We start from the raw sequence: 22,147 nt of genomic DNA on the forward strand, positions 1-22,147 counted from the left end.
TATTTTATTAACCAATTAAATATTGGATTATTGTCTATTTAATCTAATAGGTTAACCCAATTCTCTATCCAATCTATTGCAAATACTTCTGGCTCTGCGACATCCATACCGTCTATTTTTAATACCTCACCAATACGCTTTGCTTGGTGCTCCTGTAACAACTCATCAAATTTCATTCCTGCACCACAAAAATAGTCATAACTACTATCGCCTAAAGCAATCAAGCCATAGCTTAGATTTGGCTGATATCCTACATTATCACGCAGTTCATAAAATAAAGGTGCAATGGTATCAGGTAGATCACCTTGCCCAGTACTTGACGTTATCACAAGTACTGTCGAATATTTTTCCCAATCTGCAAGCGTACCTTCTTCATAAACATTAGCTTGGTGTTTATGTTCAAGTAAAATACGTTGAGCCTCTTCAGCAACTGCTAATGCATTACCGTAAACTGTACCTACAAAAATACCGATTTTAGCCATAATATTTAGTCCACTTAATATTGTTTGATAAATTATAAACTAAACATTAAACATATAATATTTTCAATTCATCCTCAAGAAAACAAATTCACTCATCCTTTTTAAAAAGAGACTGAATAAAATTATCAAGCTTTCTATTTTCTCCATATAAATAACCCAATAAATTTCCAGGATATTTTATTTTAGATAATTTTGATGTAACTATTAAACCAATATCATGAACAGATAAATATTCATTTTCTTCTTTATAGCTCTCAAGATAAGATGATATCTTATTAATTTCATTCTTATAATCAGTTAATAAACTCAAAGATTTATTATATTTTTCAGGAAAGAAGAACTTATATACCTTAGATAAAAAACCTGTTTCCTTTCTTTGTATAAAACCATCTAATAATGATAAGCAATCATTTGTTTTTTCCTTAATATTCATTATTGAATCACAAACTATCTTTTTACTATTATTTTCTAAATAATAAAGCTTACTTTTAAATTCATTGTTGCTCTGACCGACGCATGTAGAGAAATCATTTAATGTCTCTATCTTTCCTTTCAACAAATCTGTATTAGACTTTAGTTTTTTCAGTTTGTGTTCTAAATTATCAACATCTAATTTTAGAATAACATCATCATTAACATTAAAAATGTTATTTTGATAAAATGAATTCAATTCTTTACAATTGCTATTAATTTTATTAAAAGAATTAACCAAATTATTATTAAACAACAGCAAATCATCACATTTATAATGCATTTTTTTTATATTTTCAATTACATTACCATCAATAAAATTGAAAATGTCATTAATTCCCTTAACACTTTCAAAAAAACAGCTATTATCTACTACTTCATGATACTGCCTAATATTCTCATTAAGAAAGTTAAAATGAATTTCAAATTCTGTAATAATACTTTTTATTTTCTCTAAATTATTGTTTCCATTGCTAGATCCACCTGAGTATTGATAAGGCTTGTCATTAGATTGAACATCATAATTAGCAGCCTCTAGCCCCCCAAGCTTAACTAAAAGTATATTATTTTGATTATCTAGTTGATAGGGTAATTCACATCCAATGTTTAACTCACTTGTTTTATTACTAAGCTCTTTAACTAATTGAGATAATGATTTAATCTCAGCTTTGTATAATAATACTTTTTTAAAAAGCATATGTATAGTTGGGCATTTATCTTTATTAAAGATATTATCTTTTAGAGTAGAAGAATTTGTTTTTTTTATTAATTTAGAAATGAAATCTCGCACATTACCGAGTGAATCTAAATTTAAAAATGAAAAGAATTCCTTATCTTCGCGAATAAGAGGAGAGTTAACTTTATGAACATCATTCACTGAAAGAACCTTCGCCAAATGATATGAATTATCTTTAGTATAATCTTTTATGAGATTAATAAGCTCACTTTCCATTTTATGGAAAAAAGCTTTATCTATATAAATATTTTTCCCTGTATCTTTTCCCTTACCCTCTAAAACAAAAAAATCATCTTTAGTTAATGTATTTAAACATTCCGTTATCTCATTCGAAAGTAAAAATTTTGTATTTTCTTTTTTATGATTTACAGGCAAACTATTTACTAAGTCATTAAAGGATATTTTCATCAATTATTTCTCTATTCATTCAAAGTGATAGAAACAATACTATTGAATGATGAAAAATAATTTTAAAAAATAATTATATTTACATCGTTGATAATATATAAAAAACACCTTTATTTATAAAAATAAAGGTGTTTTTATCATTTAACGTTGCTACCTATTATTCCCCTGAATCCAAAGACCTTATGTATTCATCCATTTCAGTTTTTAGATTATCTGACTTAGGACCAAAAATAGCTTGAATACCTGAGCCAACAACCACCACACCAGCTGCTCCCAATCGTTTTAATTCTTCACGATCGACTTTTTCAATTTCTTTAACACCAATACGTAAACGAGTAATACAAGCATCCAAACTACTGATATTGTCTTTACCACCAAACGCAGTGACTAAAGATTGCCCCATCGCGCTTTTATCCGCTTGTTTCGCATTTTTATCTTCCACTTCTCGACCTGGAGTTTTCAGATTTAGTTTCACGATTAAAAAGCGGAAAATAGAGTAATAAGTTATCGCGTAAAGTATGCCAATAATCGGGAACAGATACAGTTTGCTGCTGTTGCCACTTAGTACGATAAAGTCAATTAATCCATGAGAGAAACTTGTACCATCACGCATACCTAACAAGATACAAATAACAAATGCTAAGCCTGCTAAAATAGCGTGAATAACATAAAGAATAGGTGCAACGAACATAAATGAGAATTCGATAGGTTCAGTGATCCCTGTTAAGAAGGCAGTTAATGCCGCAGAAATCATGATACCGCCGACTTTTACACGATTCTCAGGGCGTGCTGAATGCCAAATCGCAATAGCAGCAGCAGGTAAACCAAACATCTTAAATAGAAAACCACCTGATAACATACCCGCAGTTGGGTCACCTGCCATATAGCGAGGAATATCACCGTGGAAGACTTGTCCTGCACTATTTACGTACTCACCCACTTGCATTTGGAACGGCACATTCCAGATATGGTGTAAACCAAATGGCACTAATCCACGCTCTACAACACCATAAATACCAAAGGCAACAGCTGGATTTTGATATGCAGCCCATTCAGAAAAACGCTGGATTGCTGTACCAATAGGAGGCCAAATAAAGGCTAAAATAATCCCAACAAAAATAGCGATCAATCCTGAAATAATAGGAACAAAACGTTTTCCTGCAAAAAATCCTAAATACTCAGGTAATTTGATTCGATAAAAACGGTTAAACATAGAGGCGGCAATAATACCTGCAATAATCCCCCCTAACACCCCTGTGTCAGTAAGGTGTTGAGCCTCAATTTCTGCTGGAGTTAAACCTAAAACCCAAGGAGCAACCACAATCATGGTTTTAGACATGATACCGTAAGCAACTACAGAGGCTAGTGCTGATACCCCGTCATTATTGGTAAAACCTAACGCAACACCAATAGCAAAAATAAGTGGCATATTAGAGAAAACCGAACCACCAGCCTCTGCCATAACTTGAGAGACAGAAGAAGGTATCCATGAAAGATCAGCAGAACCAACCCCTAATAAAATACCGGCAATAGGCAGTACGGATACCGGTAACATCAAGGACTTTCCGATTTTTTGTAAAACAACAAATAGGTTTTTAAACATCAAGCAGACTCCCGGAATGTGGGTTTTTATATGTTGTAAGTTTTTATTTGTTTAAAGTAGTGTGGGCTTTATTTCATAAACTTATCTAATGATAAGTCTTATTTATTTCACATCATAAAATAAATCGCCTGATGAATACATGATAGCTGTCACGTTTCAAAACATGTGATCAGATCAATTAATAGAATTATATATTTTACAAATAGTTAAAATAGACTATAAATTTGCGCAAACCATCAAGACTTAAGTAAAAAAGCCTTGATAGTCACGTATTGAAATCAATATTTAAAATAAGAAAGGAATTAAAAATGATGAGCTAAATCTTCACCATACTGCTCTAATTCAGGCCTTAATCCACGCCAACCAAATTGATTAATAAGGTGTTGCCAAGGCAGATCCCATTTAGCTGTTAAGTTAAGTGGCTGCAATGTAATTGGATGAATTAAGTTTAGATGGCTTGCATGTAACATCAAGCGATGAGATTGAAAATGATTTACAACACCACGGTTTTGACGTAAATCACCATGAGCGGTATCACCAATAATCGGGTGTCGAATATGAGACATATGGCGACGTAATTGATGCTTGCGACCCGTTTCAGGGCGTAGCTCTAATAGGCTAAATCGAGATGTAGGGTAGCGCCCAATCGCAACCTCTTTTTCAACAGTTCCTAATGGCTGGCAATGTGTTACGCAATCTTGAATTTGTGGGGGTTGAGTTGCAAATTTATCTGCAATTTTATCGAGTTCCTCGACCAAAGGACTATCTATAACAGATGCCTCTTCAACATACCCTCGAACAACAGCGTGATAAATTTTTTCTGTTTTATGTTGTTCAAAAGATTGAGAAAGTACTCTAGCAACATCAGAAGAAAGTGCCATTAATAAAACACCTGAAGTAGGCCTATCTAGACGATGCACAGGGAAAACATGTTGCCCAATTTGATCTCTTAATGTCTGCATAACAAACACTGTTTCATGTCTATCTAGCCAACTGCGGTGAACAAGCCAACCCGCAGGTTTATTCACCGCAACAAGATGTTCATCTTGATAAATAATATCTAGCATTATCGGCCTTATGATTTAAACATTGCGTCAAGTTCACGCAAATGATTGAGTAAATCAGTAACATCTCGGCTCTTATCTTCTTTAAATGCTTCTTCGTAATAAGGTGCGATTGCAAATGTATTAGGTAATGGCATTTCGCTTTCAATCATCGATGACAATCTTGGAATTAATACCCACTGTAGCCATTCATGAGCACTCATTGTATCAATACAGAAAGGCTCAACACTTTCAAATGCTTGTTCAGTAGGAGATTCTAATTGCCATAGCTCAATGTTCTTCATCTCTTCTTCAATCAAGAGCAATTTCGCTAAAATGCGTTGTTCTGGTGTCATCATTTATCCCTTATATAAAACTTACGAATAAGGATAACATTGGGATGGAATAGCAGAAAACAAATAAAAAAATAAAAGGAGCCGAAACTCCTTTTAGACAAGAAAAATAGTTGTCTGTACAACACGTGCATCCAAGCAAGACCGTTTTTTATCTATCCCTGTGATTAAGTCCGTATCCACATTAAATGGAAATATCCTATTTCCTGTGTCCTTGATTACTCTACATTTTATCGGTCACCAAGCAGTCCCTTAGTTGGTGGACGTAGAATGCCAATAATTGATTAGTTAAACAACCCACAGAATCAAAACTATTAAAGAGTCATAACTATAAATAAAAACAATAAGTTAATAACTTATTGCTCTACTTAAATAAATCAATTTTATTTTTATCAGTGACAACTTTTTGATAAAAAAACACACTCTTTTTTGTAAGATATATCTCACATGGAAAAAGGTTTATAGACTACATCACTCATTATATACAGCGACTAATTCAGATAGAAAAAGAGATAAATTTTCAGCTAAAACTTCTCTTTTCTTTTTGCCAAAAGTTTCAAGAATGACTTCACCGGAAACATTACACACAGAAATTATTTCATTCTCTGAATCTGTAGTACCAATAAACAATGTGGGTGTAAGTTTTAAACGTTTTTGTGTCACTAAATGACCAATAATATTTTCTTGTAAGCGAATAAAATCTTCTTCACTCCACACTTGGATCAAGCTGAAATCTACCTCTCTAAAACGAACTTGCATATCACCAGCATACTGAGTGGTAAAGTAATCGTGCAATTCAGGACGAATAATAATTCCCATCGCCTTTTCAACTTTTTCTAGTTTATCTGTTCCTACAAAAGGCTGCGGTAACCAGTAAACAACTTCATCGCCTGTTCTTGATATACAAATAGAAGGAACACCATAAAGATCTTCACTTGCAGGAGGTAAGCCTGATTTTTCTTGCCATAAATCAACATATTTTTGCGTAAAGGCTTTTAATTCAGAGGAGATGTTTTCAGTCATGATTATCTGTTTTATCTATTTAAATAAGAATTTCCTTTATGTTACCTGATTATCTCACTAATTCAGAGCATCAAAAATAAAGCATTCATATACTATTGATGTTTCAATAGTATAATTAGCCTTCTTTTATTTTCAGTTAAAGTTAGGATGTAAGTTATGTCTTTATATCAAGGTGATAAATCTCTTGAAGCATTATCTCTGGGCAAAGAGACCCAATATCATGATCAATATGATGCCGGATTATTGCAAGGTGTACCACGTAGCCTAAATCGAGATTCACTCTCTTTAACTGCTGAAAATTTACCTTTTCATGGTGGTGATATTTGGACTATGTATGAACTCTCATGGCTTAATAGCAAAGGCTTACCACAAGTTGCTATTGGTCATGTTGAATTAGATGCAACCACTGAAAATCTTATTGAATCTAAAAGCTTTAAATTATATCTCAACAGTTTTAATCAGACTCGTTTTGAAAGTTGGGATATCGTCGAAGAAACCTTACTTAAAGATTTAACGACTTGTGCTAAAGGTAAAGTTAATCTGACCATTTATCCACTTTCGCATTTTACATCACAACCTATTGTTGATTTTGCTGGAGAGTGTATTGATGAACAAGATATTGAAATTGATAATTATCAGTTTGATGTGCAATGGTTAAACGAATCAACAACCGATAAACAAGTTGAAGAAACCCTTGTCAGCCATCTGTTAAAATCAAATTGCCTTATTACCAATCAACCAGATTGGGGATCAGTCGCTATTCAATATAAGGGTAAAAAGATTGATCGTGAAAAACTACTGCGCTATTTAGTTTCATTTAGACAACATAACGAATTTCATGAACAGTGTGTTGAGCGAATTTTCCACGATATCATGCAATTATGTGCGCCAGAAACATTAACTGTTTATGCAAGATATACACGACGCGGTGGATTAGACATCAATCCTTGGCGTAGTAATTGTGAGTTTGTTCCAGAAATTAGTCGATTAGCCAGACAATAACGGGAATAATGCCTGTATGTTAATATGATCTGTGTTATACCAAGATCAGTTGCACTTCAGTTTGTTATTTCAGGAGAAAAAGGAGTCCTACGTGATAACTCATGTCAGCCCATTAGGTTCCATGGATCTGCTTTCACAGCTAGAAGTTGATATGCTAAAGAGAACCGCAAGCAGTGATCTTTATCAGCTGTTTCGCAATTGTTCTCTCGCTGTTCTCAACTCTGGTAGCCTTACTGATAGTAGTAAAGAACTGTTATCTAAATACCAAGATTTTGATATTAACGTACTGCGCCGTGAACGTGGCGTAAAACTAGAGTTAGTCAATCCTCCTGAAGACGCCTTTGTTGACGGAAAAATTATTCGCTCACTGCAAGCTAACTTATTTGCAGTGCTTCGTGACATATTGTTTGTTCATGGACAGATCACAACCGCAAAACGTGACCTTCACCTGAACTTAGAAAATAGCACTCATATCACTAATACTATTTTCTCGATTTTGCGCAATGCACGAGCCCTTCATATTGATGAAGATCCTAATATGATCGTTTGCTGGGGTGGTCACTCAATTAATGAAACTGAGTACCTTTACGGCAGAAAAGTAGGTAACGAATTAGGATTACGCGAACTCAATATCTGCACAGGCTGTGGACCTGGTGCGATGGAAGCACCAATGAAAGGGGCAGCCGTTGGTCATGCTCAACAACGTTATAAAAATAGTCGTTTTATTGGTATGACAGAGCCTTCAATCATTGCAGCTGAGCCACCAAATCCATTAGTTAACGAACTGATTATTATGCCAGATATTGAAAAACGTCTGGAATCGTTCGTTCGAATTGGACACGGGATTATTATTTTCCCTGGTGGTGTAGGGACAGCGGAAGAATTGCTGTATCTGCTTGGTATTCTTATGTCACCAGAAAACCAAGACCAAGTATTACCACTGATTTTAACTGGCCCTAAAGAAAGCGCGGACTACTTTAATGTATTAGACGATTTTATCGCAAATACATTAGGTGACGAAGCTCGACGCCATTACCAAATTATTATTGATGATGCACCTGAAGTTGCTCGTATCATGAAAAAATATATGCCTTTGGTAAAAGATAATCGTCGCAGTACTGGTGATGCTTATAGCTTTAACTGGTCAATGAAGATCAATGCTGATTTACAGCTTCCTTTTGAACCAACACATGAAAATATGGCATCACTTAACTTAAGTACCGATCAGTCACCTGAGAAATTAGCGGCCGACTTACGTCGTGCGTTCTCGGGTATTGTTGCAGGTAACGTAAAAGAAGTGGGTATGAAGGCGATTGAAGCTTATGGCCCTTATAAAATTCATGGTGATCGTGAAATTATGCGTCGCATGGATATTTTATTAGCGGGCTTTGTTGAGCAACATCGTATGAAACTTCCGGGCGGTACAGCTTACCAGCCATGTTATGAGATTATCAGCTAATTTATTATGATACATTTGCTGATTATTGATGCTTTAAACCTGATCCGCCGCATTCATGCGGCATCAGGTTCTTCCTGCCAGACTGTGTGTGAACAGAGCGTCAACCAACTGCTTGGGCACACACAACCTACTCATGCCGTAGCGGTCTTTGATGAAGATGACAGAGACGGTAGTTGGAGACATCAGCTCTTACCTGATTATAAAGCGGGTCGCACACCAATGCCTGATGACTTACGGCAACAATTACCTGAAATTAAAGCCATGTTGCTTAATTTAGGAATACAGAGCTGGCACTCGGGCGGTGATGAAGCAGATGACGTTGCAGCAACATTGGCAACCAAAGTAGCAAATGCAGGTTTTCGAGTCACGATTATTTCAACGGATAAAGGTTATTGCCAATTACTTTCGCCCTCTATTCGTATACGCGATTATTTTCAACGACGCTGGTTAGATTTAGAGTTTATTAGAGCCGAATTTGGTGTCGAGCCCTCTCAACTTACCGACTATTGGGGATTAACGGGTGTAAGTAGCAGTAAAGTTGCAGGTGTCCCCGGTATCGGACCGAAAAGTGCCACCGAGCTTTTACAAATTCACCCGGATCTAGAATCGCTTTATCAGCATATTGATGATGTCCCTACTAAATGGCAAAACAAACTTATTACTCATAAAGAGTCTGCATTTATCAGCCGAAAAATCACCACATTACGTACTGATATTCAATTAAACGGCAATCTACAACAGTTACGTTTAAAATAACCAATTTCTCAATTATTAAGACTCAACTCACTGATATTTATTTAAATGACTAGCCATTAAAAAGGCGAAGCTTATTAATAGAAGCTTCGCCTTTTATTGTCATCAATAAATCGATGTACTTTACGTGTTTTTAGAATTCACGATCTGGTCGATAAGCCGCCCAAATATTTTGGATATGAACCGTGATCTCTTCTCTATCATGATAAAGGTGCTTAGCTTGGATCTTAACGTTGATCCCTTTTTCTGCTAATTCTGACTTTATTTTTTCAAGGATATGAGAGACTTCCTCATAACGCTTTTTCATTGGCAGTTTTAGGTTAAAGATAGCTTCTCGACACCATTCATTGGCAATCCAAGTCGTCATTAACGCAGCCACTTTAGCTGGTTTTTCAACCATATCACAAACAAGCCATGTGATATTTTTAGAAGTAGGTTCAAATTTAAAGCCATCAACTTGATGATGACGAACTTGCCCTGTATCCATCAAAGATTGTGCCATTGGGCCATTATCAACAGCATGCACCATCATACTGCGTTTCACTAATTGATATGTCCAACCACCAGGGCACGCCCCTAAATCGACCGCTTTCATTCCACTTGCTAAACGCTCTTCCCACTCCTCATAAGGAATGAAAATATGAAATGCTTCTTCAAGTTTCAGTGTCGAACGACTTGGCGCATCAGATGGGAATTTTAATCGAGGAATACCCATATAAAATGCGGAATTATTGAAACTATAAGAGTAGCCAACATAACAACATCCCGGTGCAATAAAAAACACATGGATAATAGGACGGCTAAAATTCTCAACTTTCAGCAAAATTTTCTCATTACGTAAATGATTACGTAATGGCACCGTAAATTTACGGCAGAATTTTAATAATTCCTTGCTTTCGTTAGTGTCTGCAACTTCAACTCGCAATTCACCCGCTTTTTCGACAGCACCTTTTAGCATTCCAACAATTGGTGTAATTCTATCTTCTGGCGGTAAATCTTTAAGTAATTCACCTGTCACAAACATCTGACGAGCAAAAATTAATTCACGGAAATTCACTTCACGCGCGATCTTGTCTGCTTCACCTTCTTGATAGCATTCAAAAATCACATAACCACTTCCTTCTTTAACACGAGGAAAGCCATAAACGCCGATTTGACCTGCTTTATCCGTAATCTCAGCCGCGCACTCTTTTTCAAAACCTTGGCGACAATATAATGCAACTTTATTCATGGCGAGACGCCGGTGCCCTTAGACGCAAAGCGCCAATAAAAATTAAAGCCCAACCAATAAGAAAACTAAATCCACCAATTGGCGTAAAATAAGATAACAACCTAACTTGTGTTAGCGCCATACAATAAAGGCTACCACTGAAAAGTAGAATACCAACACCAAAGAAAATACCTGCCCAATAAAACCATAAAATGGTTTTACGCATTAACATTGCCGCTATTCCGACAAGTAATAAGGTATGGACGATTTGGTAGCGCATCGCTAACTGAATGTAATCCCAATGTTGTGGCGATAAATGAGGTGCCAGCTTATGAGTTGCAAATGCACCAAAAGCAACATAAAAGAAGCCACTAATCGCGGAAAACATAAGCAATGTACGACTATTCACTGTTTATTCCTTCCTATCTAGGAGATATTTGCCAATCGCAATATTAAGATGATGTCAGTAAACCCAGCTTTTCTTGCTCATTCGCTGCTTGAGATAAAATCCATTGGCGAAAAGCCGCAATTTTACCCAATTCAGCCTGACTATCTTGGCAAACTAAATAAAATGCATTTTTACTAACAAGGACATCTGGAAAAGGTCTTACTAATCGACCTGATTCTATTTCACTACGAGCCATTACATTATTAACTAATGCAACACCTTGTCCATGTACAGCAGCCTGTATCACCATTGAACTATGGCTAAAAATAGGCCCTTGTTGCACATTGATCTGATTTTGTATCTCTAATTGACGTACATAAGCTTGCCAATCTCGACGAGATGTATCATGTAGCAGTGTATGATAAATCAGATCGGATGGGGTTTTTAGTGGTTTTTCACCTGTAAGTAAAGATGGCGCACAAACAGGAATTAAATATTCCGCATAAAGACGGTCTGTACGTAACCCTGTCCAATTTCCTCGACCATAAAAAATGGCGACATCAACATCGTCAGCCAGCTTATCTTCTTCTCGATCAACAGCCTGAATTCGCACATCAATCCCCGGATAAGCTTGGTTAAATCCAGATAGCCGTGGTACTAACCATTGAATAGCAAAACTTGGAGAAAGGCTAACAGTAAGTGCGCCTTTTGCGCTTCGAGCTAATAATTTGCGAGTTGCCTCGTTAATTGATGAAAAAATTTCCTTAATATCGAGGTAATAGCTCTGCCCTTCTTCTGTTAATAAAAGAGATCGGTTGCGTCTTCTAAATAATTTTAGCCCAAGGAATTCTTCTAATGTTTTAATTTGGTGGCTCACTGCTGCTTGTGTCACAAATAATTCTTCAGCGGCTTTAGTAAAACTTAAATGACGTGCCGCTGAATCAAAAACCCTAAGCGCATTTAATGGCGGTAAACGTTTAGACATATTCGGTTCTTAAACCCCTATTTTGGCTATTAGTAGACCCTAACTTTCATCATTAGTTTTTTTTATGCGAAGCATTATAAATTGTCCCTTGATGATTAGCCAGTAAATACCTATAGTAAGCGCACTTCCTAAGCCGGAACGAAAAGTTGTGTAGTAGTAATACTGCAAAACTTTTGGCTTTGTGGTTGTGATGTTGTGTTTGCAAGTTGTCTGGAAATTCCAGACTTAGTAGCTGATGCTACTGTTTTTTTTCACTTCCTGTACATTTACCCTGTCTGTCCATAGTGATTTTATAGTGCACCGCCAAGGCGGTGCTTTTTTTATTCCCTATTTTTCTCTATTTTTTCATTACTCACACACACCAATTTGATGTTTTCATCCATTTTTTATAATGGACTTATCATCATTATTCTAAAAAAACTCACCACGATTTATCCAAAATAAATTTAAACAAGAAAAAATAGGATATTAATCTGATCTCAGCGATTTTTTATTGAGTGAACTTTCACCATCTTAATCGTGTTATTATGGGTACAATGAGCCAGAACAAACGGATACTCCTAGGTTTCCGTTATAAATAAATATAATTAACCGTATAATCTATACGCCCTATTTTTAACGACAAATCGCGAAAATTTATTCGTCTACCAATACAGCCTAACTATGAACGTATTTTCACCTGATTTATTTCGACAACAATTTCCTGCACTTAAAGAAAAGACTATTTATCTCGATAGTGCAGCGACAGCATTAAAGCCTCTTGCCATGATAGAGGCCTCAGATGCGTTTTATCGCTATAATTTTGCAACCGTTCACCGTAGCCAATATCAACATGCCAAAGAAACAACTCAACAATATGAGGCGACGCGTCAACAAGTTGCCGAGTTAATCAATAGTACTGATAGTGATACGATTATTTGGACAAAAGGCACCACAGAATCACTCAACCTTATTGCTCAAGGTTATTTTCGTCCGCGGTTACAGGCTGGTGATGAAATTATTGTTAGTGAGCAAGAACATCATGCAAACCTTATACCTTGGTTGATATTGGCAGAACAGACAGGCGCACGCGTGATCCGCTGGGCAATAGAGGATAACTTTTTACCTTCGATTGATAACTTAAATGCTTTAATCAATAAACGAACACGAATTGTCGCCGTTAGCCAAATGTCGAATGTGACAGGCGCTCAAATCGCATTAGATAAAGTGTCTCAATGTGTTCACCAATATGATAATTGCTTACTGGTTGTCGATGGAGCACAAGGTATTGCTCATCACCCAACAGATGTTACAGCACTCAATATCGACTTCTATGTTTTTTCTGCTCATAAACTTTATGGCCCTAATGGATTAGGTATTTGTTATGGTAAACGTGAGCTTTTAGAAACGATGGCACCTTGGCATGGTGGCGGAAAGATGCTAACTAACGCGACATTTGATGGATTTATTCCAGCGCCTATTCCTCAGCGTTTTGAAGCTGGAACACCTAATGTTGCTGGTGTTATTGCATTTTCAGCCACATTAGCATGGTTAGAAAAGCAAGATATGCATCATGCTAATCAATATGCTCTTGAGCTTGCAGATGAAGCAGAGAAGCGCCTCAGTGAGTTAGATGGATTTATCAGTTACCGAGCCGCCAATTCATCTGTTATTTCTTTCAATTTTGAAGGTGTTCATCACAGTGATTTAGCCACATTAATCGCAGAAAAAAGTATTGCATTACGTACAGGGCAACACTGTGCGCAACCTCTTATTGATTCATTAAATATTTCAGGCTGTTTACGCATTTCTTTTATGCCTTATAATCAACGTGCTGATATTGATGCTTTTATTAATGCCGTTAAATTTGCTCTAACACTCTTAAAAGATGAATAATTGAAATGAATAACAACACACCTTTGCTTGCAACCCAGCACCCATTTGGTCATGAAATTACCTTAGCTATCTTGCTGGAGGATTTCCAAAAATCAAAAGCATGGGAAGATAAATACCGTCAATTAATTCAACTCTCACGTAAATTACCCGCATTACCTGATGAATTAAAAACGACAGAAAAAGAGATCAAAGGTTGTGAAAATAGAGTGTGGCTTGGTGTCGAATTAAACAATGACGGCAAATACCATGTTTATGGTGATAGTGATGGTCGTATTGTAAAAGGCTTGCTGACTATTATTTTAGCCACTGTTGAAAATAAAACGGCGCAAGAAATAGCTGATATCGATATGTTAGCTATTTTCGCTCAATTAGGATTGGCTAATCAAATTAGCCAATCTCGCACTGACGGAGTGAATGCGATTATCGCACGATTGAAATCACTCACCTCCCAGTATTAAGTTTGATACTCTAAATAATTCAAGTCACAGCTAGCCGACAAATGAATGAGTCGCTAGAAACATATAACCTGTGATCAAAAATAAAATTTATTAATAAGTTAATATATAACCAGTCGATACTCTAAATAATTCAAGTCACAGCTAGGCGACAAGTGAATGAGTCGCTAGGAGCATACATAAGTATGTGACTAGTGCGAATGAACGCCGTCAACAACGCTGTGGCTTGAAGTATGACGAGTATTCGTCAAACAACGCTGCAACTTGAAGTATGACGAGTATCATGAGCACGCTGTGCCTTCGCTAACATCTTCTTCAAAGCATGAGACACCGCAATAAAACCAAACGACGCCGTTACCATCGTTACGGCACCAAAACCCGCTGAACAATCCATTCTTTTTACACCATCTGCCGTACTTTTTGCTGCGCAAACCGTTCCATCACCCTGCGGATAAACCAGTTGTTCTGTTGAGAAAACACAATCGATCCCTAGTTTTCCCTTACTATTTTTTACGACATTAAAATCAGATTTCAAACGCTCTCTTAATTTAGCAGCTAAAGGATCTTGAATTGTTTTTGCTAAATCAACCACTTGAATTTGTGTTGGATCAATTTGCCCACCAGCACCGCCTGTTGTGATCACGGGTATTTTATAACGACGGCAATAAGCTAATAATGCAGCTTTTGGTCTTACACTATCAATTGCATCGATGACATAATCAAAGTTGTTATTCATCATTTCAGCGACATTATCCACCGTGACAAAATCATCAATACTAGTCACTTTGCATTCTGGATTGATTTCTAAAATACGCTGTTTCATCACTTCACATTTTGGTTGGCCCACACTCTCTTTCAACGCATGTATTTGACGATTAGTGTTGGTTACACACACATCATCCATATCAATTAAGGTGATAGCACCAATACCACTGCGTGCTAATGCTTCAGCGGCCCAACTTCCGACGCCACCTATACCCACGACACAAATATGAGCCTGAGCAAAATAAGACAGCGCTTTTTGCCCATAGAGTCGCCCTATTCCAGAAAAGCGTTGTAAATATGAATCTGATAATGAATTTTGCATAATGCGATAACAACCTAAATAACAGAAATAATCATGGCTATTAATATCAATAGCCATGTCGTTTGCATAATTTTACCGTTAATAACGAGCAGATAAATAGTCAATCATGTTTATGACGAAGGGTTTAATAAGTTAAGTTGTGATTTTTTTAATACCCAAACTCGCCCATAGTGATTATAAAAACCTGCCATATGACCAGCATCTTTACCAATCCCATGATAAATATCGAAATGATGCCCTTTAATTGCACCACCCACATCTAATGCCACCATTAAACGCATTTGATATTCACCTGTAAAATTACCTGCATTATCAAGTACAGGAATTTCAGCCAGTAACACCGTCCCTGCTGGAATAATGCTTCTATCCGAAGCCACAGAGGCGAGTGCAACAAGTGGGATGGCACTAGCACCTCTAACAGGTGTAAAAGGCTCTGGTTTGAAAAAAACAAATGATGGGTTTTCTTCTAATAACTTTCTTACTTCAGCATCATTGTGCTTATCAGCCCAATCTCTAATAGCGAGCATAGACATATCTTTTCTTTCTACTTCACCATTATCAATAAGCACTTTGCCAATACTACGGTAAGGGTGTCCATTTTTCCCTGCATAACCAAAGAAGGTTAAAGGTTTACCATCACCAAAATCAACATAGCCACTTCCCTGAACTTCCATCATAAAGTTATCCATAATGGAGTTACTGTAAGCCGCAATTAAAGATTGGCTTAATGCCCCATTATAAATAGCAGCACGAGAAGGTAATTTTGAACGACTATTTGTTGGCATTTTATAAAGAGGGTATTGAAACTCACCTTGTGGCGTTAAACGAGCTTCAAGAACCGGCGTGTAATATCCAGTAAATTGAACATTTCCGTACTTATCAACCCCTTCCATTTGAAATGCAGAAAGATTGAATTGACGTAATTGACGTGTATCTGCACCAGAGCGCAACCAGTTTTCAACTGCCTGATAAGTCTCTTTGTTGCTATTGTACAAACGAGATGATGTCTGGTTTATCTGACTTACTTGTTGTAAGTAATCAGGGCCATTAATGGGTGTACCTTGTGTGTTTGGCGAACTTACCTCAATGAGATCTTGCTTAAGCTTTCCATCTTTATACTGTTGCCCTTGCTCTGTTGGACGATGACATCCTGTCAAGGCAAGCGCTAACATACCTAAAATTAACGATTTTCGCCAAGTAACCATTTTTGACCCGCTTAATGACTAAATTTGAGTGTTGATTTTGACTTAGAAAGATACCAAAGCAAAATCAATAAAGATATGAATATACCGATTGCTAAGACTTTCTATTATCACCCAATCAATATGACTTTTAAACATCAAGTATATATTCTAAATAACTTGAAGTAGGACGAGTATAACTGCCTAAATTTGCATCTTGATGTGTTATTTCTGACCGTTTTTAAAAGAAAACTGTAAAAATTTCATAAAAAACTTGCAACTCGGCAGATCCTGAGTATAGTGCCCCTCTGTGGAGACGCGGGGTGGAGCAGCTTGGTAGCTCGTCGGGCTCATAACCCGAAGGTCGTCAGTTCAAATCTGGCCCCCGCAACCAATTCACAAAGCAGTAAGTTATAGTATCAGTCGCGGGATGGAGCAGCATGGTAGCTCGTCGGGCTCATAACCCGAAGGTCGTTGGTTCAAATCCAGCTCCCGCAACCAATTCTATAAACAACAATTCAGTCGCGGGATGGAGCAGCATGGTAGCTCGTCGGGCTCATAACCCGAAGGTCGTTGGTTCAAATCCAGCTCCCGCAACCAATTTCTCTTCAAAATTCCTTCTTATTTTTACTTTCTCTCTTAATTCACAAACCTAATCTTATCAATCATAGATTTCTATACTACATTTCTTTTATTTCAATAACGCATTGTATTGGATAGATTTATTGTGCTGAAAACACAATAAGAAGCTCCAATAGAAAGCGTATGATCTTGGCTTTCTACTGGAATATAAAAAAGATATAGGAAGAGGTTAGCTACGGTCTGCTAACGTTAATTCACCACCATTAGCAAAATAAGCTTTGATCCCTTTGAAAATAGACTCTGCGATCTGTTGCTGGAATTTAGCGGTTTTTAGTTTTTTCTCTTCTTCGATATTACTGATAAAAGCCGTTTCTACTAAGATAGAAGGGATCTCAGGGGCTTTTAATACCGCAAAACCCGCCTGATCGACTTTATTTTTATGCAGTTTATTAATACCGCCTAATAACTTAAGTACTTCACTACCGAATTTTAGGCTGTCATTAATAGTCGCAGTTTGTACGAGATCGAGCATTGCATGGTCTACATAGCGATCGCCACTTTTACTCACCCCACCAATTAAGTCAGACTCATTTTGTGTTTGAGCAAGATAGCGTGCAGTGTTACTGGTTGCGCCCGTTTTTGATAATGCAAAAACAGAAGAACCTCTTGCAGAGCGGTTTGTAAACGCATCAGCATGGATAGAGACAAATAAATCTGCCTGCATTTTTCTCGCTTTAGCAACACGTACTGTCAATGGAATAAAGACATCTTCATTGCGTGTCATATACGCCTTCATTTTGGCGTCTTTATCAATAAGCGTTCTTAAGCGACGAGCAATTTGTAAAACCACATCTTTTTCACGTGTTTTATATTTACCTATTGCGCCCGGATCTTCTCCACCATGGCCAGGATCGATCATGATAATAATCGGTCTATCTCGCCCTGCTCTGCCCGGTTTACGTGTATCGGTTTGTGCTGGTACAGCTTGTTGTAAATCACCGTCGTTATATTCACGTAATAGCGCTAAAAGAGGATCTTCTTCCGTGTCAGCGCCGTGGCTTGGGTAGAAATCTAACACCAAACGGTTTTTAAATTCAGCCACAGGTTTAAGCGTAAACATTTGTGGTTGTACAGGCGTTTTTACTTCAAATACCAGTCGAACTGTTTTAGGTGTATTTTGACCAACGCGAATAAGTTTTAAATAGGGATCGCTAGTCTGAACCTGATTAGCAACACCTTTTAGTGTGCTATTAAGTTGAATACCTTCTAAATCCACCACAATACGTTCAGGATTTGATAATGCAAACTGACGATATTTCAGTGGTGTACTGGATTCTATAGTCACGCGAGTATAAGTCGAGGCAGGCCAAACCCTCACAGCAACAATAGATGCTGTGGCAGCAAGACCAACAGGACTAACACTTAACAATAATAACGCGCCAATTCCTTTAACAAGACGACGACGAGTTTGATTGTGCTCAGAATGACTCATGAAAATATTCCAAAAAAACGATTAACGTCAATAAACTCTAAAAAGAGATAAAAAAAGTTAAGAACGAAAAACTTTACCCAATCCACACTTCACTGTCACTTAAAAACAGCACAATTACTCACTTTTACACGAATATTCTGCCTTCAGGGAAAACAATAAGATAGGATTTTACTTGCCATTCCTCTCCAAAAAGAATAAAAATACATTAAATACGAATAAAAATTCACTTGAGAGGGTTTTATGAAAGAGCGTAGCACCGAATTGGTCGATGGATTCCGCCACTCGGTTCCGTATATTAATGCACATAGAGGCAAAACGTTTGTCATTATGCTGGGTGGTGAAGCCATTGCTCACGAAAACTTCCCATCTATCATTAATGATATTGGGTTATTACATAGCCTAGGCATTCGTTTAGTGGTTGTTTATGGTGCTCGCCCACAAATAGATACAGCTCTTGAAGTGCAAAAGGTATCTCCGATTTATCATAAATATACGCGCATCACAGATAGCAAAACCTTGGAAATTGTTAAACAAGCTGCGGGTACGTTGCAACTCGATATTACGGCTCGCCTATCAATGAGTTTAAGCAATACGCCATTACAAGGTGCGCATATTAATGTTGTCAGTGGTAACTTTGTGATTGCTCAACCATTAGGGGTTGATGACGGTGTTGATTATTGTCATAGCGGAAAAATCCGTCGTATCGATGAAGAGGCTATTCACCGTCAATTAGACAGTAATGCCATTGTATTAATTGGCCCAGTTGCGGTATCTGTGACGGGTGAAAGCTTTAATCTCACTTCAGAAGAAGTAGCAACACAGCTTGCTATAAAGCTTAAAGCACAAAAAATAATTGGTTTTTGTTCATTCCAAGGTGTTGTCGATGAAGAAGGACACATTGTTTCTGAACTATTACCTAATCAAGCCGAAGATAAAATTCGAGAGCTACAAACAGAAGGTGATTACCATTCAGGTACAGTGAGATTCTTACGCGGTGCAGTTAAAGCCTGTCGTCGTGGTGTAGAGCGTAGCCACTTACTTAGTTATCAATCTGATGGTGCTCTTATTCAAGAGTTATTCTCTCGTGATGGTATTGGTACTCAAATCGTCATGGAGAGTGCAGAAAAAGTTCGTAGAGCGAATATTAATGATATTGGTGGCATACTCGAACTTATTCGCCCATTAGAACAACAAGGTATTTTAGTCAGACGTTCAAGAGAGCAATTGGAAATTGAAATTGACCAATTCACCATAATTGAACGCGATAATATGACTATTGCGTGTGCAGCACTCTACCCTTATCCATCAGAAAAAATTGGTGAAATGGCTTGTGTTGCAGTACACCCTGATTATCGCAGCTCTTGTCGTGGTGAAGTTTTGCTACAACGTATTTCAGCACATGCTAAGCAATTAGGGTTAGAAAAGCTGTTTGTTTTGACAACTCGCAGCATACACTGGTTTCAAGAAAAAGGATTTGAACCAGCTGAAATTGATAAGCTACCGATTGAAAAACAAGCACTTTATAATTACCAACGTCGTTCTAAAATTTTGATTTTAGATTTACATAAAGAGTAATTGCCAAATATAAAAAAGACAGGTATCCCTCTCAATGCCTGTCTTTTATTATTTTCATTATTAACTAACGACTAATAACGTAACTTATCAATTAATCCACTTCGACGTTGAATACGTGTTTGTATTGCCATTTTCACCATCAACTCTGAGGCATAAAGAGAAAGCTTCTGTTTAGCCCGTGTTAATGCGGTATACAATAATTCACGACTAACAACAGGTGAAAATTTATCGGGCAGTACTAACGCTGTATGGGTAAATTCCGAACCTTGTGATTTATGCACTGTCATTACATACGCAGTTTCATGTTGTGGTAATCGGCTAGGTTGGATCACTTTCAATTTTCCATCAGGTAGTTGGAAAAAAGCTTTCATTTCACCTTCATCATTATTGAGCATAATACCAATATCACCATTAAACAGACCTAACGTACTGTCATTTCGTTGGATCATAATGGGGCGTCCAATATAATCACTTTGATAACTATTTGTAGGACGGCGGATCAATCGCTGACGATGCAATAACATTTCAATTCTGTCATTTAGACCACTTACACCGAAAGGGCCTTCTCTTCGCGCGCACAATAGACGGTATTGGTTAAATGCATTAAGAATAATATCAGGTGATGCTTTTTGAGAAACTAAAGTGAGATACTCTCGATAGGCATTAACAGCATCTTGGATCATCAGTAAATAACTCTCTTTTGACTCTAAAGCAATAAAGCTCACATCTTGAGGCTCTAATGCGATTTCAAGCTGTTGTGGGCTAATCTCTGCTTTTTTCAACAACGCAATGGCTGTTTTGGTCTGTCCTTTATTAACCGCGAAAGCAAGTTGCCCTATCCCTGAATTCTCACCAAAGCGGTAGCTTTTTCGTAGCAGACACAGAGAATCACTGACGACAGAAACGGGTGTTTGAGAGACAGGAATAATGTCGGTAGATTTAGCCAGCTCACCTTTGGTCAAGTGATTAATTTGATCAAATCTCTTTTGACTAAAACCATTTTCAGAAAAACGGCAAATATCACCTAATACAGCGCCCGCCTCAACAGAAGCTAGTTGGTCTTTATCACCTAAGAAAATAACGTGGCATTTTGGTGGAAGTGCATCAATCAAACGCGCCATCATAGGTAAATCAACCATCGATGCTTCATCAACAACTAAAATATCAAGCTGTAATGGATTATCTTTATGGTAACGCACTTGCTGGCTTTCAGGCTGAGCGCCTAATAAACGATGAATAGTTTGTGCCTGTTTTGGCATCCACTTATTTTCTTCTTCGCTTAAATTAAGTTGTGCCAAAGCGTTACCTAAAGACTCCGTTAATCTCGCAGCGGCTTTACCTGTAGGAGCCGCTAATTGAATAATCGGCTTTTCATTCGATGTAAGCATCACAAAAGCCGCTAAAATTTTAGCAACTGTTGTCGTTTTCCCTGTTCCAGGCCCCCCAGAAATAATAGAGGTAGGGCTTGTAATAGCAACACTCGCAGCCACTTTTTGCCAATTTGTTTCTTGGCTTTCTTTCGTTGTTGGAAAAAGTTGGTCGAGTACTTTAATTAATTCATTCTCATCAATATCAACAATGGCATGCTCTTGCCTAAAAAAACGAGCAACTTTCTCTTCATAGCTCCACATTCTTTGTAGATAAAGAAGTTCATTATCTAAAATAATGGGTGAGGGAGAATCATCGCCACTTTGATTAACACAATGACAATGAGTCAATTCTTCTACTATTTTTTTAGCAGAAGGCTTACCCATTTTTTGCCAAATTTCTTGTGCAAACTCCTTTTGTCTACCATCAAACAGTTGATCTTTCTGAATAATACTCAATGGTAAACAAACATGACCCGCTCCAGTTTGAGCACTCAAATAAGCAAATATAAACAGTAAAATAGGGTTTTCATCTTCCACCAGCATTTGTGCAAATCGAAGATCTAAAGGCCGTAATAAGTTTTGTGTAATCGCTTGTTCTAATAGTTTGATCATTT

Annotated in this window: 19 protein-coding genes and 3 tRNA genes; 9 read left to right on the forward strand and 13 right to left on the reverse strand. The window is 37.2% G+C overall.

Annotation, left to right across the window (positions count from 1 at the left end; translation table 11 throughout):
- Positions 1 to 38: 38 nt before the first annotated feature.
- From EHE21_RS15220 to syd, 6 genes are all read right to left on the reverse strand, one after another.
- Positions 39 to 482 carry a flavodoxin gene (locus EHE21_RS15220; protein WP_194951133.1) on the reverse strand — a complete coding sequence of 148 codons (444 nt, stop codon included), beginning with the start codon at positions 480 to 482 and terminating at the stop codon, positions 39 to 41.
- 88 nt (positions 483 to 570) lie between these two features.
- Complete coding sequence (locus EHE21_RS15225) at positions 571 to 2,097, reverse strand: hypothetical protein (RefSeq protein ID WP_194951134.1); 1,527 nt, start codon at positions 2,095 to 2,097, stop codon at positions 571 to 573.
- Between the two features lie 157 nt (positions 2,098 to 2,254).
- Positions 2,255 to 3,700: a PTS glucose transporter subunit IIBC gene (ptsG, locus tag EHE21_RS15230; RefSeq protein WP_088494691.1), complete on the reverse strand. Its 1,446-nt coding sequence runs from the start codon at positions 3,698 to 3,700 to the stop codon at positions 2,255 to 2,257.
- Positions 3,701 to 4,002: 302 nt separating this feature from the next.
- Positions 4,003 to 4,767 (reverse strand): tRNA pseudouridine(65) synthase TruC, encoded by a 765-nt coding sequence (truC, locus tag EHE21_RS15235; RefSeq protein WP_194951135.1) that lies wholly within the window; start codon positions 4,765 to 4,767, stop codon positions 4,003 to 4,005.
- A gap of 8 nt (positions 4,768 to 4,775) precedes the next feature.
- Positions 4,776 to 5,099, reverse strand: coding sequence for a YqcC family protein (locus EHE21_RS15240; protein WP_098942002.1), 324 nt, complete (start codon positions 5,097 to 5,099; stop codon positions 4,776 to 4,778).
- Positions 5,100 to 5,567: 468 nt separating this feature from the next.
- Positions 5,568 to 6,119, reverse strand: coding sequence for a SecY-interacting protein (syd, locus tag EHE21_RS15245; protein WP_194951136.1), 552 nt, complete (start codon positions 6,117 to 6,119; stop codon positions 5,568 to 5,570).
- Positions 6,120 to 6,275: 156 nt separating this feature from the next.
- Here syd and queF point away from each other — a divergent pair, with 156 nt between their 5' ends.
- The 3 genes from queF (at position 6,276) to xni (ending at position 9,336) form a co-directional block, all read left to right on the forward strand.
- A complete protein-coding gene (gene queF / locus EHE21_RS15250; protein ID WP_165122473.1) occupies positions 6,276 to 7,121 on the forward strand; it encodes an NADPH-dependent 7-cyano-7-deazaguanine reductase QueF in 846 nt (281 codons plus the stop codon).
- Between the two features lie 91 nt (positions 7,122 to 7,212).
- The gene (gene ppnN, locus EHE21_RS15255; protein ID WP_036913815.1) at positions 7,213 to 8,580 is read left to right on the forward strand and encodes a nucleotide 5'-monophosphate nucleosidase PpnN; all 1,368 of its coding nucleotides are present in this window, start codon (positions 7,213 to 7,215) and stop codon (positions 8,578 to 8,580) included.
- A gap of 6 nt (positions 8,581 to 8,586) precedes the next feature.
- Positions 8,587 to 9,336, forward strand: a complete 750-nt coding sequence (xni, locus tag EHE21_RS15260) for a flap endonuclease Xni (protein ID WP_194951137.1) — start codon at positions 8,587 to 8,589, stop codon at positions 9,334 to 9,336.
- A 130-nt stretch (positions 9,337 to 9,466) separates the two neighbouring features.
- Here xni and rlmM read toward each other — a convergent pair whose 3' ends face one another.
- Genes rlmM through EHE21_RS15275 form a run of 3 tightly spaced genes read right to left on the reverse strand, consistent with a single transcriptional unit; the run spans position 9,467 to position 11,916 of the window.
- On the reverse strand, positions 9,467 to 10,564 hold the full coding sequence (gene rlmM / locus EHE21_RS15265) for a 23S rRNA (cytidine(2498)-2'-O)-methyltransferase RlmM (RefSeq protein ID WP_194951138.1): 1,098 nt from the start codon (positions 10,562 to 10,564) through the stop codon (positions 9,467 to 9,469).
- Entirely contained in the window at positions 10,557 to 10,952 is a 396-nt protein-coding gene (locus tag EHE21_RS15270; RefSeq protein WP_075671732.1) for a DUF423 domain-containing protein, read from the reverse strand. The genes rlmM and EHE21_RS15270 overlap by 8 nt, the downstream gene beginning before the upstream one ends.
- Before the next feature lie 43 nt (positions 10,953 to 10,995).
- Positions 10,996 to 11,916 (reverse strand): transcriptional regulator GcvA, encoded by a 921-nt coding sequence (locus EHE21_RS15275; RefSeq protein WP_023582728.1) that lies wholly within the window; start codon positions 11,914 to 11,916, stop codon positions 10,996 to 10,998.
- A 663-nt stretch (positions 11,917 to 12,579) separates the two neighbouring features.
- Between EHE21_RS15275 and csdA the strand changes: the two genes are divergently transcribed.
- Together csdA and csdE are read left to right on the forward strand one after the other, a co-directional pair.
- Positions 12,580 to 13,791: a cysteine desulfurase CsdA gene (gene csdA, locus EHE21_RS15280; RefSeq protein ID WP_194951139.1), complete on the forward strand. Its 1,212-nt coding sequence runs from the start codon at positions 12,580 to 12,582 to the stop codon at positions 13,789 to 13,791.
- Positions 13,792 to 13,796: 5 nt separating this feature from the next.
- On the forward strand, positions 13,797 to 14,249 hold the full coding sequence (gene csdE, locus EHE21_RS15285; protein WP_194951140.1) for a cysteine desulfurase sulfur acceptor subunit CsdE: 453 nt from the start codon (positions 13,797 to 13,799) through the stop codon (positions 14,247 to 14,249).
- Between the two features lie 244 nt (positions 14,250 to 14,493).
- Here csdE and tcdA read toward each other — a convergent pair whose 3' ends face one another.
- Together tcdA and mltA are read right to left on the reverse strand one after the other, a co-directional pair.
- On the reverse strand, positions 14,494 to 15,333 hold the full coding sequence (gene tcdA, locus EHE21_RS15290) for a tRNA cyclic N6-threonylcarbamoyladenosine(37) synthase TcdA (protein ID WP_194952686.1): 840 nt from the start codon (positions 15,331 to 15,333) through the stop codon (positions 14,494 to 14,496).
- A 110-nt stretch (positions 15,334 to 15,443) separates the two neighbouring features.
- Positions 15,444 to 16,538: a murein transglycosylase A gene (gene mltA, locus EHE21_RS15295; protein WP_194951141.1), complete on the reverse strand. Its 1,095-nt coding sequence runs from the start codon at positions 16,536 to 16,538 to the stop codon at positions 15,444 to 15,446.
- Positions 16,539 to 16,831: 293 nt separating this feature from the next.
- Between mltA and EHE21_RS15300 the strand changes: the two genes are divergently transcribed.
- From EHE21_RS15300 to EHE21_RS15310, 3 genes are all read left to right on the forward strand, one after another.
- A tRNA-Met gene (locus tag EHE21_RS15300) sits at positions 16,832 to 16,908 on the forward strand.
- Between the two features lie 30 nt (positions 16,909 to 16,938).
- A tRNA-Met gene (locus tag EHE21_RS15305) sits at positions 16,939 to 17,015 on the forward strand.
- 22 nt (positions 17,016 to 17,037) lie between these two features.
- A tRNA-Met gene (locus tag EHE21_RS15310) sits at positions 17,038 to 17,114 on the forward strand.
- A gap of 211 nt (positions 17,115 to 17,325) precedes the next feature.
- On the opposite strand, the gene amiC is transcribed toward EHE21_RS15310, so the two are convergent.
- Positions 17,326 to 18,588 (reverse strand): N-acetylmuramoyl-L-alanine amidase AmiC, encoded by a 1,263-nt coding sequence (gene amiC, locus EHE21_RS15315; protein WP_088494680.1) that lies wholly within the window; start codon positions 18,586 to 18,588, stop codon positions 17,326 to 17,328.
- Between the two features lie 240 nt (positions 18,589 to 18,828).
- Here amiC and argA point away from each other — a divergent pair, with 240 nt between their 5' ends.
- Entirely contained in the window at positions 18,829 to 20,163 is a 1,335-nt protein-coding gene (gene argA, locus EHE21_RS15320; protein ID WP_088494679.1) for an amino-acid N-acetyltransferase, read from the forward strand.
- 71 nt (positions 20,164 to 20,234) lie between these two features.
- Here the strand turns inward: argA and recD are convergent, their stop codons facing one another.
- Positions 20,235 to 22,145, reverse strand: coding sequence for an exodeoxyribonuclease V subunit alpha (gene recD, locus EHE21_RS15325; protein WP_194951142.1), 1,911 nt, complete (start codon positions 22,143 to 22,145; stop codon positions 20,235 to 20,237).
- Between the last annotated feature and the right edge of the window lie 2 nt (positions 22,146 to 22,147).

This window comes from Proteus sp. GOKU (genome assembly GCF_015475555.1).
GTDB classification, from domain to species: Bacteria; Pseudomonadota; Gammaproteobacteria; order Enterobacterales; family Enterobacteriaceae; genus Proteus; species Proteus mirabilis_B.

Bases quoted from the DNA above. Each gene is read 5' to 3' on its own strand.
- EHE21_RS15220 (WP_194951133.1), bottom strand. From the start codon at position 482: ATGGCTAAAATCGGTATTTTTGTAGGTACAGTTTACGGTAATGCATTA.
- EHE21_RS15225 (WP_194951134.1), bottom strand. From the start codon at position 2,097: ATGAAAATATCCTTTAATGACTTAGTAAATAGTTTGCCTGTAAATCAT.
- ptsG (WP_088494691.1), bottom strand. From the start codon at position 3,700: ATGTTTAAAAACCTATTTGTTGTTTTACAAAAAATCGGAAAGTCCTTG.
- truC (WP_194951135.1), bottom strand. From the start codon at position 4,767: ATGCTAGATATTATTTATCAAGATGAACATCTTGTTGCGGTGAATAAA.
- EHE21_RS15240 (WP_098942002.1), bottom strand. From the start codon at position 5,099: ATGACACCAGAACAACGCATTTTAGCGAAATTGCTCTTGATTGAAGAA.
- syd (WP_194951136.1), bottom strand. From the start codon at position 6,119: ATGACTGAAAACATCTCCTCTGAATTAAAAGCCTTTACGCAAAAATAT.
- queF (WP_165122473.1), top strand. From the start codon at position 6,276: ATGTCTTTATATCAAGGTGATAAATCTCTTGAAGCATTATCTCTGGGC.
- xni (WP_194951137.1), top strand. From the start codon at position 8,587: ATGATACATTTGCTGATTATTGATGCTTTAAACCTGATCCGCCGCATT.
- rlmM (WP_194951138.1), bottom strand. From the start codon at position 10,564: ATGAATAAAGTTGCATTATATTGTCGCCAAGGTTTTGAAAAAGAGTGC.
- EHE21_RS15275 (WP_023582728.1), bottom strand. From the start codon at position 11,916: ATGTCTAAACGTTTACCGCCATTAAATGCGCTTAGGGTTTTTGATTCA.
- csdA (WP_194951139.1), top strand. From the start codon at position 12,580: ATGAACGTATTTTCACCTGATTTATTTCGACAACAATTTCCTGCACTT.
- csdE (WP_194951140.1), top strand. From the start codon at position 13,797: ATGAATAACAACACACCTTTGCTTGCAACCCAGCACCCATTTGGTCAT.
- tcdA (WP_194952686.1), bottom strand. From the start codon at position 15,333: ATGCAAAATTCATTATCAGATTCATATTTACAACGCTTTTCTGGAATA.
- mltA (WP_194951141.1), bottom strand. From the start codon at position 16,538: ATGGTTACTTGGCGAAAATCGTTAATTTTAGGTATGTTAGCGCTTGCC.
- amiC (WP_088494680.1), bottom strand. From the start codon at position 18,588: ATGAGTCATTCTGAGCACAATCAAACTCGTCGTCGTCTTGTTAAAGGA.
- argA (WP_088494679.1), top strand. From the start codon at position 18,829: ATGAAAGAGCGTAGCACCGAATTGGTCGATGGATTCCGCCACTCGGTT.
- recD (WP_194951142.1), bottom strand. From the start codon at position 22,145: ATGATCAAACTATTAGAACAAGCGATTACACAAAACTTATTACGGCCT.